The organism is Streptomyces sp. NPDC054834 (genome assembly GCF_053611185.1).
Genome location: NZ_JBSGZV010000060.1, coordinates 35,402 through 47,341, shown reverse-complemented (window position 1 = coordinate 47,341; position 11,940 = coordinate 35,402). Strand labels below are relative to the sequence as shown.

Below are 11,940 nucleotides of genomic sequence, written 5' to 3'. Positions count from 1 at the left end.
TCAGGAATGCCGAACAACCGACCACCTCCCCGACCTGGAACCCACCCACCCTGACCAGCAACGACCACGCAGGGCCGAACCTGGCCTTTTAGGTACCGGGAGGGTGAACGTGCGAAACACAGCCCGGTGGGCTCGCAGGCTCCGCAGCGACGAGGGCAGCGCGGCGATCGAGGCTGCCATTGTCCTCCCTGCGCTGATCATGTTCATCTGTATGGCCATCGCCGGCGGACGCATCGTCACTTCCGGCGCGAAGATCGACGCGGCAGCCGAGGACGCGGCACGGGAGGCCTCCATTCACCGCACCGCGGCATCCGCGCAGAGCGCCGCGCAGGCGGCGGCCGCGCAGTCCCTGAACGACCAGGGCATCAAGTGCTCGTCCACCAGGGTCGACATCAACACGGGCGGCCTCAGCGTGCCGGTGGGACAGGTAGGAACGGTCACCGCAACCTTGACCTGCACGGTCAACCTCTCCGACCTGCTGCTCCCAGGCGTGCCAGGAGCCAAGACGCTCACGTCGACCGCCACCTCGGTAGTGGATCAGTACCGGCAGCGGGGGAACTGATGATCTTCCGCCAGAGGGGCCTGCGCCGAACGCTACGGGACGACCGGGGAGGCGTCACCGTGTTCGTCGCCGTGTGCGTCATCGCGCTGATCGGAATCATCGGCCTCGCCGTCGACGGCGGCAGCAAAATGCGGGCCACGGAACGCGCCGACTACATCGCCGGCGAAGCCGCCCGGGCCGGCGGACAGGCCATCGACCCCGCCAACGCCATCAACGGGACCGCGATCACCGTGAATCCGCAAGACGCACAGGCCGCAGCCCAGGCATACCTGCGCTCCGCCGGCGCCACCGGCATGGTCAGCGTGTCCGGCGACGGCAAGACCCTCACCGTCGTCGTCACCAGCACATACGACACGAAGTTCTTGTCGGTGGTTGGAATCGGCTCTCTGTCGGTCACCGGCCATGGCAAGGCCACCCTCCTGCATGGTGTCACCGCTCCCGAAGGAAACTGATGAGCACCACCCCCTCCCCCGCCGCAGCGGCCTGGCGCACCCTGGGCCAGCTCCTCAAAGCAGTCCTGAGTCTGGTGGTCCTGGCCGCCGCTGTCGCCGGGCTGCCGCTGCTGCTGGCCTGGGCCACCCCGGTCATCTGGGCTTCCGCCCACGACGACCTCACGCACCTGCTGGACCGCCAGGACACGGGCGCAGCGTTCCTGCTGCTGCTCATCGCGGTGGGGTGGATCGGGTGGGCCCAGTTCTCTTTCTGCGCCGTGCGCGAGCTGATCGCGCAGGTGCGGGGACGGACCTGGCACGCCCCGCGAGGGATGGGTGCCTCCCAGCGCGCCGCGGCTCTCCTGATCGGCAGCATCCTGGTGCTGATGCCGACGAGTTCGGCTCTGGCATCCGACGCCCAGGCCGCCCCAGCCACCACGGCGGCCTCCGTCCCGGGCCAGCCCCAGGCCCGGCAGGCCGCCGAGACCGAGCAGGCCTCCACATCCTCGGCGAGCACCGCGGCGTCCAGCACGTCGTACACGGTGCGCGAGACACGGCCGGCGGAGAGCCTGTGGGGCATCGCCGAACGGGAATTGGGCGATGGTGAGAGGTGGCGGGAGATCGCTGCTCTCAACGAGGGCCACACCATGGTCGACGGCACGACCTTCCGTGCGAACAGCTTTCTGCAGCCCGGCTGGCAGTTGAAGATGCCCGACACGTCAACGGGAGTGGGAGGCCTCCGCACACAGTTGGGTGAGGCTGCGCCCGCTGCCGGCGAGAAGGGTGAGCACGTCGTCACGGTCCACTCGGGCGACTACCTGTCGAAGATCGCAGAGAGAGAACTCGGCGACGGCGGCGAATGGCCCGAGCTGTTCAAGGCCAGCCGGGGCCAGGAGCAGCCGCACGGTCTGCCCGCGATCACCGACCCGAACGTCATCTATGCAGGGCAGCAGGTCACCGTACCCGGCGCCCAGTCCGGCCAGCCGTCCCAGGACCATGACCAGGGTGATGAGGCGGGCAGCCAGGAGACCACTCCCCCGACCAGCCAGAAGCCGCGCGCAGGCACCGAGAAGCCGCCCGCGCCGAGCCAGACCACCACGCCCGCACCCCAGTCGTCGGCCCCCAGCGCACCGGCCAGCCGCCCTGCCGAGCAGCCCGGACAGGATCAGGCATCGCCGTCGGCAACGGCCTCTGCGACCCCGCGGCCCAGCGTCAGCGAGTCTCCCTCTGCCGCCTCCCCGCCGGCGTCGGCTGAAGCGTCCGGCTCCGCTGCTGTCTCCTCCCCCGCCGCCACGGCGTCCGAGACCCCGACGACGGCTCCGGCCAGCAGCCCGTTGAACCTTCGTACCGTTCTCGGTGCTGGCGCGCTGCTGGCGGCCGCCATCACCGGTGCTCTCGCCCTGCGCCGGACGCTGCAGCGCCGCCGCCGCAAGCCCGGCGAGAAGATCGCCATCGCGTCGGAGACATCCACGGCCGAGGCCCAGTTGGCGGCGGCCGCCGAGCCGGGCGGCGCTGCCCGCCTGGACGTGGCGCTGCGGACGCTGGCCCACCAGGCGGCCCAGGAGGAGGACGCGATCCTGCCGCCGCTGCGGGCGGCCCGGATCGGCACCCGCACGGTAGAGGTGTTGCCCGAGGATCTCACCGCGGCCCCTGCGGCGCCCTTCGTGGCCGGGCAGGGCGGATGGTGGGCCCTGCCCTCCGATGCCGTCGTCCTGGACGAGGACGCAGCCCGCGAGGTGCCTGCACCGTATCCGGGGCTGGTCACGATCGGCAGCACGGAGACGGGCGATCTCCTGCTGCTCAACCTCGCCGGACTGCCCGCGCTGCTGCTGGACGGCAACCCCGTCCACATCACCGAGGTGTGCACCTCGCTCGCGCTGGAACTCGGCATGAGCCCGTGGGCCAGCGAAGTCGAGGTCGTCACCGTGGGGTTCGGCGAGGACCTGCCGCAGCTGCTGCCCACCGCGCGGATCGCCCACATGCGCCAAGCCGCGCACGCCCTGCGTGATCTGAGCGAACGGCTGCTGGAGGCGCACCAGATGCCCGAAACCGAGCATCAGCCGTATCTGCTGCTGTGCGCGTCGTCTTTGGACGCGGACACGGCCTGGCAGTTCGCCGATGTCATCGACAAGGCGGGCACTGTCCCCGTCACTCTGATCGCCCCCGCGAGTACGGCGGCCGCGCACTTCCCCGAGGCAGAAATCCTCAACGCCTCCCTCCATGAACCGCAGAACCTCGACTACGCCGGCGTCGACATCACGGTGCAGCGCCTGGAACACGCCGCTTACCTGCAGATCACCACGGCACTGAAGGTGTCCGGGCAGGCGTCCCATCCGGCCGAGGGGCCCTGGCAAGACGTCCCGGACGAGCCCGACCACATGCAGCAGCCCGAGCGGACCGCGCCGGAGGAGACGGCGGCAGCCGCGGCTTCCGCCGTCCCGAGCGTGTCGCTGGCGGCGGCGTCCGACGCTGGCAGCGGCGTGTTCCCGGCGCTGCTGGCCGCTAGCGCCGATCCGTCCGGACTGCGGCTCCTGCCCACAGGCACGCCCGCAACTGCGGCAGGCGACGATCCCGGCCCGGGCACCGAGGCAGTGCCTTCGCCCCCGGCTCCCGTACCCCCGGCAGCTGCGCAGACCGCCGCCGGCGCCGAGGCCCCGGAAGCCGACGCCGCTGAGGCCACGCTCGAGGAACGCGAAGTACCGGAGGCGGAGGAGTGCGAGGCGCATGACCTGCACGCGCCGGAGATCAGGGTGTTGGGCCCGGTTGAGGTGACCGGCGTGGACAGCACCGGCCACGGTCCGCGGATGGCGCAGCTCGCCGCATTGCTCTTCTTCCGGCCCGGCCGGAGCGCGGACGTGCTGTGCGCCGACATGGATCCCGTCAGCCCCTGGTCCTCGAGCACCCTCAACGCCCGCTTGCAGGGCCTGCGCCGCTCCCTGGGCAGCGACCCAGTCGGCAACCCCTACGTGCCGCGCCGCAGTTCCGGTGACGACCCGTACCAGCTCGCGCCCGGGGTGCGCTGTGACTGGACCCGCTTCCTGCAACTCGTCGAACGCGCGCTGCCGCTCGGCGCCTCCGGCCTGACCGATCTGGAAAAGGCGCTCACCCTGGTGCGCGGCCGGCCGTTCGGGGGCAAGGCCCTGCCCTGGGCCGAGCCCTACCAGCAGGAAATGGTCACGCGCATCATCGACGTGGCGCACACAGTGGCCACCTACCGCACGCCTGCGGGACCGCACCACGACCTCAGCGCCGCCCGCCAGGCCGTCGCGACCGGTCTCGACGTCGACGACACGGCGGAGCTGCTGTATCGGGACTGGCTCCGGATCGAGTATGCCGCCGGGAACCGACAGGGGCTGCACACCGCCATCTCCCGCGTCCAGCAGGTCAACCAGGCACTCGACTGCTCCCTGGAGATCGAGACCACGCAGCTCATCAACGAACTCCTCAACGGCTCGGGCACGGCGGCGCGCACAGCGTTGTAAAGGTTGGTGCGCAGGAGTGCACGCTGCGCGCTACGGGCTGGGGGCGATGTCCCTGGCTGCGTAGGCGAGCAGCTCGTTCAGGACCGCCGCGTTGGACGCCGGCGGCCGTGTGCACCACTCGCCCAGTGTTTCCCGTACGGTCCACGCAACCGCGTGCGCGTGTTGGACCAGGTCATCATCCGGGCGGCCACCCCCAGCTTTCCCGTACTGCGGTCAGGACGACGGGAACGTGGAGGGGATAGAGAGGCATGCCGCGCCAGGTGCTCGCCAGGACCCAGGCGGCGAGGTTCTTGCGGAGATGATCACGTAGTCCTCGCAGTGGCGGTGCAGGACTGCGCAGGGTGATACATGACCCGGTCGACGGCACCGCCCGTTCCGACGTGCTCACGGATTGCGGATTGCGCATCGAGTTCGGTTAAGGCGAGTTCGGTGAAAGTGGTGTCAGGGGGATGCGCAGTGCTCGCATGCGTCCTCCTGGTCGTCTTGCGGGGGATAGGCCAGGCGCGGACGGGCGGGGCGCAGGCGGGCTGCCCGCTTGGTGCGCAGATGCTGCGCAGTGATCACTATGGCTGCGCATTGGGTGTCTGATCAGGGGTTTTGCCGATTGCGCATACTGCCGGGAGCACAATGCGCAATCGGCCGGGACGAGGCCTACTGTTGAATCTCTGCGTGATACCGGGTGAGCGCGTACCAGCGCCGCTCGAAGTCTTCGGTCTGCTCGGCGATCTGTGCCGGGCTGATCGGCTTGTTGTACTGGCCGGTGATCCCGCGGGCTGCGCAGTCCTGCGCAACGGCATCGGTTGAGGGCGCTTTCGTGCGCACGCGGTGCTCTACCCAGGCGTTGTAGATGCGGAACTGGAGCGGATAGCGGCGCAGCGTAGAGGGGCTGACCGGCTTCCGTCCCCGGCCGAACATGCCCTTCTCTGCCAAGAAGGCGGACAGTTCGTCGGCACTAGGTTCGGCGCTGTGCTGAGTCTGATACTCCATCCACGCAAGGTAGTAGCGGTCGACGACGGTGAGGCCATCTACCTCAGCGGGATCCTGGGACGGGGGCTGTTCACCGACCTTTGCGTCGATCCTCGGACCGCGTTGTTCCGTGGCCGCTTGAACGCCAGCGGCCGCGGTCCCCTGCTCAGCCTCCCTGTCCGCCCGGGCCTCGCCTTCCGCCTGCTCGCGGGGATAAGCGTCCGTCTCGTCGTCGGCAGGCGAGGCAGTGTCCGGGTCGATGCCGTACTCGCGCTCTTGGAATTCGGTGACGTAGTTGTGCAATTCGGCTGCGGTGACCGGCTGGGCATTGGAGCCCGTAATGCCGTCACGCTGGTAGACGTACTGAGCGAGAGCGGCTGCATCGGGGTAGGAGCCGTTCTCCTGTGCGTATGTGAGCCAGGCGTTGTAGAAGTAGTCGCCCCACGTCAGTTCGTCGTCCGCCCCTTGGGCCTCCTCGGATTCGCGCTCACCTTCGGATTCAGCTGACGGCGCGCTGCGCTGCTTGAGCGTCTGCAGCAGGGGTTCCAGTTGCTCATGAGACAGTGGTTCGCCAGCTGCGGTAGCAATGCCGTACTTCTCCTGAAGCCACAGAGCGAACTGCGTGCTGGTGGGCTCGAATCTGAAGGTAACAAGCCAAGCCTGGTAGGCGTCAGCGAGGTGTCTGGCTTCCCCTTCGTGTTCCGCGTCTGGTTCGCGCGACGGGTCGAGGTCCGCAAGCGGCACATGGTTCGTCGGCTGCAGCGCGGCACCACTCAGCTGCGCAGGCTGCTTGTCCTGCTCAATCGCGGTCTTGAGTGCGGCATTTTGCCGCTGCGCCAGTACGGGGGTCCGTCCGACTTTTGAGTGGATGGGCGGCTCGTCGATGCCGGCGGCGGCCAGGCCAGCTGGGGCCGTCTCGGCCAGGGCTACGCCGTAGCGGGCTAGGCGCAGCGGCATCAGTGACTCCACCGGAGCCTTGCGGCGCCAGGCGCGGCCGAATCGGGAGCGGAGTCGTGCCTGGTAGACGAGGCGTTCCTGTTCGAGCTTGATCACCTGGTCGTAGGACCGCAGTTCCCACAGCTTCATCCGACGCCAGAGGAGAAAGGTTGGGATCGGCGAGAGAAGCCAGCGGGTAAGGCGGACTCCTTCCATGTGCTTGTCGGCCGTGATGTCGGCGATGCGCCCGATCGCGTGGCGGGCGGCCTCGACGGCGACCACGAACAGGATGGGGATGACGGCGTGCATGCCGACGCCCAGCGGGTCTGGCCATGCGGTCGCGCCGTTGAAGGCGATCGTGGCCGCGGTGAGGAGCCACGCGGTCTGGCGGAGCAGGGGGAAGGGGATGCGGATCCAGGTGAGGAGCAGGTCCAGGGCGAGGAGGACGCAGATACCGGCGTCGATACCGATCGGGAAGACGTAGGAGAAGCTCCCGAAGCCCTTTCTGATCGCGAGCTCGCGGACCGCTGCGTACGAGCCGGTGAAGCCGATCCCGGCGATAATCACGGCGCCCGTCACGACGGCACTGATCAGGACCCGATGCGCTCGAGTCAGCTGGGGTGTCCCACCGTTCCCCGCAGCCACGTCCCACTCCCCTGTTTGAGCCTCACAACTGAGCAGCTCTCACACTCGCATGGCTGAGCGCCGGTTGCGGCGGCTTGGAGGGCTCTGGCGGTAAATCGTCGACGAAAAGTGATCAGGGTGGCAGCGGCGCGCGTGCTCCCGACACGATCAACATGAGGAAGATCGACTAGGCGGTATGGTCATCTGCACACGGAACACACTTTTCGTGATCATCCACGCGGACTGCCTCTTCTCGGGCTGGTTATGGGGAGTGATTGCGGCGCAATCACTCCCTGCGGCATCAACTCGCGTTGTCAGGCCTATAGGCTCACGTCCGCGTCAGTCACTGCACCCTACGGAGATGCCATGCCTAACAAACCCGGCCTCAAGCGAGACCTTGCCTCCGAGAGGGCAGCGCGTAAGGCCGCGACCCAGCAGGCTCGTCTTGTGCCGCAGGGACTGCCGACGGTGCGCCCCGACCAGCTGATGCCCAGCCCCGAGAACGGGCGTAAGAAGCTCCACAAGATCGACGAGCTGGCCAGCACCCTCCGGACCGACGGCATGAACACCGCTATGACCGTCATCCCGCCAGATGTCTACGTTGAGATCTACCCCCAGCACAAAGAGGCGGTTGAAGCACGAGTCGCGCAGGGGATCCTCTTCGTCGTCCATCACGGCCATCGACGACTGGCCGCAGCCTTGAAGGCCGGGCTGTCGGAGGTCCCGATCCTGGTCCGCCGCGACGTACCGAGCCTGCGCATCGCTGGCATCCAGGAAAACCTCCAACGCATGGGCCTCAACCCCATCGAGGAGGCTGTCGAGTTCCAAGAGGCCCTCGACGAAGGCGACGAAGCAGGAAAGCCGCTCTCCCAGCGCGAACTCGCAAAGCGCGCTGGCTGCTCGCAGACCTACGTCTCGCACAGGATCGCCCTCCTTCGCCTCATCCCTGACTTGCAGCAAGCGGTCGTTGACCACTGGCTCAAGGAGCAGGGACTCCTGGACTCCGCCGACGATCAGGGCAGCACGGACGCACACCTAATGCTGCCTGTGCGTGAGGCAGCAACCGTCTACGCCCGTCTACGGTCCGACATGCAGGAAGCGTTCCTCCGCGGGGAGCTGACCACAGCGCAGGCAGGTGCAGTCAGCAAGCTTCCGGCCGCTCAACAGTCCATCCCCGTGGACGAGCCCGCTGATGATTGCGCCGCAATCACAGCAACAGAAGCGGTTCCCCCGTCCCTTCCAGAGCCGCGCGCGAGTGAACCTCCGCAGGACACGGCAGCACAAGTGCAACCCGCCGCCCGACCGAGCGCACCCGTGCAAGCAGCACCTCCGCTCACTGCGGAAACACCGGCCGGCCCTGAGCCTGATCCGCAGACGGAGGTCCCGAGTGCCACCGTAGCGACGGTTGAGGAACCGCGTGGAGTGATCGTCGTGCGGGGCATTGAGGAGCTGGCTCTCAGCATCATGGACATCTTGGAGGAGCCAGAGATCGAGGAGTTGAAGGCCCTCCTGTCGTCCTGATTCCTCTGTCGCTGGTCGCCCCACCGTCTCCAAGCGGTGGGGCGACTAGTTTTTGCAGTGCCTCGCCCTGTAGCCTGCGCCCCGGTATCGCATCGTCTTCGGGGTCTACCGCCGAAGCCTGGCGTCGACCTTGTAAGGTCCCTGATTGCGGCGCAATCAACTCACGCCATCGACACCACTACCTCGGGCAGCGACGTCAGAGGGTGGACCGCCGCCACGGCGTCGGCCTGCCGCATCTGTGTTCGCGGCCCCTGTGACATATCGCGCGCGAACGCTCACTGGCCAAGTGATTGCGCCGCAATCATTCGTGGAGGCTCACTCATGACTTCGTCCCGCAACCGCACCGCCACTGAGACGGCGGGTCGCATCGCCCGCGTCCTTGCTCTCACAAACCAGAGCGGCGGCGCCGGAAAGACAACATCCGCAGTCAACATCGGAGCCTGCGCAGCCGACCTCGGCTTCACTACGCTCGTGATCGACGCCGACGCACAGTGCGACGCGTCCGCTGCCCTCGGCTACGACACCCCCGATGACATCCCCAACCAGGCCAACCTCTACGACGTCCTCACCGGAGCCGCCAAACTCGAGGACGCCGTCGTGCAGGCAATGGCTGGCCCCTACGGTGAGGCCGACACGAAGCCCATCCCTAATCTCTTCGTCGTGCTCGGCTCCAGCTCGCTGGAAGAGGCCGAGCAACTGCTTGCGCCGAAGACCGGCCGGGAGTTCTGGCTCAAGTCGCAGCTCGACCGCATCCGTGACACCTACGACCTGATCTTGATCGACTGCCCGGGCAACCTCGGGCTGATTGTCGTCAATGCGATCGTCGCAGCAGATGACGTCGTGGCGTGCGTCAAACCGGGCTGGAAGGAACTGCGCGCCCTGACCCGCATGGAAGCGAAGATCGAAGAGATCAGCGAGACGTTCTCCGCTATGGGGGCGCGCGCAGAACTGGCGAACATCCTCATCGTCGACTGCCCGACCACCCGCAACCAAGGTGCTGTCTACGACGACAGCCAGCAGCAGGCCAAGGAAGCATATGAGGAGCTCGTCCTCCCCACGGTCCGCAGGAGCCCGCGAATCCCTGAGGCCTACGCAGCCCAGAAGGTGCTGCGCTTCTACGACCCGGTGACCGAGAACCCGTCGAAGCTCAAGCCCGATACTGCTCTGTCCGCCACCGACGACTACTACCTTGTGACACAGGCTCTGGGGTTCAGTCGTAGGTCAGCCTGATTGCGCCGCAATCACCTGCGGTCGGTAGGCACTGATGGCCTTGTCGCTCTCTGGAAAGCGACAAGGCCATCAGTGCGTCAGAAGCCTTTACTGCTCCTGACCGTTCCAATAAACCACCACGCCTCGCGCGGGAGGTGGCCCGCCCCAAGGCAGGCTGCGCATCGGCGGAGACTTCGGCCGAGTAGGGGAGTGACCGCTCCACAGATCCGTCCCTGCTTGGAATCAGCAGGATCTTGTCCGGTAGAAGCGCCTTAGACGCGAGCACGATGGGTCGGCCGCCGGGAGGAAGGCCGCCGGCACTCAGCTCTTGTTGTCCGCGGCAACAGGGAGCCGGGGGGAAGGGTCGGCTTCAGTCGCAGGCTGCGAGATGCTCAATGAGTACTTGCCGCCCCCGCGTGTAGACGCTTCATTTCTCCCCTAGTTCGGCCGCGGCCGCGTAGGCGAGCTGAGCGTCGGCCGTTGTCGTCGCCGGGCGTGCCATCGTGCGTTCGATCTTCCTCAGTTCGCGGACCACGGCGATTACGTAGGTTTCCAAGCTGACCATTTGCGTGGGGGTCTCGCAGTGCGGCAGTACCGCGGCAATCTGATCCAGCCAGAAGGCGACGTCCTCGTCACCGTCCAGGCCGTCCTGATGCTCGAGAAGTCGCTGGGCGACGCGTGCGAACGAGGCATGGCGGCGTGCGGCTTCAGCCTGTGCACGGCGCTCAGCGGCGGCTCGGGCGGCGGCCTGACGCTCGGCTTGGAGGACGGCTTCGGGTGTGCGGCGTACGGGCCGGTCTCCCAGGGAGGGGTCGAGGAGGATGGCGGCACGCAAGCGTTTCGCCTTGTTGTACGCCGCGCTGGGTGTGTTGACGGCTAGTACCGACGCCAGGTCGGCCCATTCTGCTCTCGCGGCTCGGGCGTCCTCGATTGCCTTCGCCTGGTGGATGTCAGCCTGCTCGCGGAGGTACTCCCACAACTCCACTCGAGCGAGTGCGGCCTTACGGCGCGCTTCCTCGCCTTTCAACGCGGCTGCGTTGGCCTCGAGATGCAGTAGAGCTTGGAACAACTCATCGTCGGCTGGCATGCGGTCGACGTTCTGGTCCTCGGCTTCCTCGTGCAACTCCCGCAGCTCACCGATGACAGCTGCGGTATCGAGGTTGCCGATCCTGACAGGTGGCTTGAGCAGCGATTTTGTGGGTGCAGCCGACTTGCGGGCAGAACGTGCCATGACTGTGAGTCTGCCATTAGGAGTGATTCACATTCTGTGAATCAGGTGACCGGGGCATCGTAGGTACGGCTCGCTGACCAGAGGCGCGGCCCCCAGTACGTTCTTCCGGCCAGGCAATGAGGCTGATGACCTCGGTCGTTGGCATGGCTGGAACCTCCTGTTGACCGCATGGCCGGGCTGGTGTCACCAGCCTTGGAGGCGTCGACAGCCCCTTCCCCCCTGATGAGGGCACGGCCACCGGATCCTTCGGAGGCTGAGAGGCTCTTCGTAATGTGCATGTGGCGATCGGTGTCGCTGGGCGGTCAGCGAGTACGACCCACGTGCTCGGCATCAGCGGCATCGGCGCCTTCTTCAGCCTGCACGTCGCCAAGGGCGGAACCACGCAACCGCCGTCACCACGACTAGGAAGAACGTCTTTGCCCAGTGACAGGTCCTGTCTGAAGTGTTCTGAGCGCGTAGCCCGGGGCGGAGGGCTTGCAGCGAGAGACCCTGGCAGCGACGAATTCGCCAGTGCTCGTGAGCCGGCCTGAATGTAAGGCGCCGACACGACTGCCCGCTGGAGAGCCAGGATTGGGTGGACTGGCGCCTGCTACTTGGACTCTCAGGCGCTGGGGCACACTCGCAGGTGGTAAGTGATTGCGCCGCAATCACCGCAGCCGTCAGCGTCCACGGCTGGAGGCCCTGCATGCGTGGTGCCACCGCATGTAGGGCCAGTTGAAGCGCAGGCCCTCGACCGATCACACCTCGGTCGCCGGACTGAGGTCCGCAGACCAGGCTCGAAGACGGTCGAGCAGCTGCACAGCGCGCCGGTGTCCCGAAGGCCACATCGGAAGCAGGGCCAGGGCGGGCGCCCAGCAGACCGTCACGATGAGCAAAGGCAGCATCCGTACCACCAGGCCCAGGACCCGCTGTCGTCCCCGCATCAGCGCGCCCATTGCGGCCACGAGATTGGACATGTTGTTTCTCCCGTCGAAGGCC

8 protein-coding genes are annotated in these 11,940 nt (G+C 67.2%); 5 read left to right on the top strand and 3 right to left on the bottom strand.

Features of this window, described 5'->3' with window-relative positions:
* The first annotated feature begins 109 nt into the window (after positions 1 to 109).
* From ACWGJM_RS43685 to ACWGJM_RS43675, 3 genes are read left to right on the top strand one after another with little or no spacing between them, the layout of a single operon-like run.
* On the top strand, positions 110 to 562 hold the full coding sequence (locus tag ACWGJM_RS43685; protein WP_453417335.1) for a TadE/TadG family type IV pilus assembly protein: 453 nt from the start codon (positions 110 to 112) through the stop codon (positions 560 to 562).
* On the top strand, positions 562 to 1,014 hold the full coding sequence (locus ACWGJM_RS43680; protein ID WP_453417333.1) for a TadE/TadG family type IV pilus assembly protein: 453 nt from the start codon (positions 562 to 564) through the stop codon (positions 1,012 to 1,014). The genes ACWGJM_RS43685 and ACWGJM_RS43680 overlap by 1 nt, the downstream gene beginning before the upstream one ends.
* Positions 1,014 to 4,475, top strand: a complete 3,462-nt coding sequence (locus tag ACWGJM_RS43675; protein WP_453417332.1) for a LysM peptidoglycan-binding domain-containing protein — start codon at positions 1,014 to 1,016, stop codon at positions 4,473 to 4,475. Before ACWGJM_RS43680 ends, ACWGJM_RS43675 begins: the two co-directional genes overlap by 1 nt.
* Positions 4,476 to 5,126: 651 nt before the next feature.
* On the opposite strand, the gene ACWGJM_RS43670 is transcribed toward ACWGJM_RS43675, so the two are convergent.
* A complete protein-coding gene (locus tag ACWGJM_RS43670) occupies positions 5,127 to 6,956 on the bottom strand; it encodes a DUF2637 domain-containing protein (protein ID WP_453417331.1) in 1,830 nt (609 codons plus the stop codon).
* Between the two features lie 411 nt (positions 6,957 to 7,367).
* Between ACWGJM_RS43670 and ACWGJM_RS43665 the strand changes: the two genes are divergently transcribed.
* Both ACWGJM_RS43665 and ACWGJM_RS43660 read left to right on the top strand, forming a co-directional pair.
* A complete protein-coding gene (locus ACWGJM_RS43665; RefSeq protein ID WP_453417330.1) occupies positions 7,368 to 8,522 on the top strand; it encodes a hypothetical protein in 1,155 nt (384 codons plus the stop codon).
* Between the two features lie 321 nt (positions 8,523 to 8,843).
* Complete coding sequence (locus tag ACWGJM_RS43660; RefSeq protein WP_453417329.1) at positions 8,844 to 9,752, top strand: ParA family protein; 909 nt, start codon at positions 8,844 to 8,846, stop codon at positions 9,750 to 9,752.
* Positions 9,753 to 10,158: 406 nt separating this feature from the next.
* Here ACWGJM_RS43660 and ACWGJM_RS43655 read toward each other — a convergent pair whose 3' ends face one another.
* The gene (locus tag ACWGJM_RS43655) at positions 10,159 to 10,962 is read right to left on the bottom strand and encodes a hypothetical protein (protein WP_453417328.1); all 804 of its coding nucleotides are present in this window, start codon (positions 10,960 to 10,962) and stop codon (positions 10,159 to 10,161) included.
* 737 nt (positions 10,963 to 11,699) lie between these two features.
* Positions 11,700 to 11,918, bottom strand: a complete 219-nt coding sequence (locus ACWGJM_RS43650) for a hypothetical protein (protein ID WP_453417327.1) — start codon at positions 11,916 to 11,918, stop codon at positions 11,700 to 11,702.
* Positions 11,919 to 11,940 lie beyond the last annotated feature (22 nt).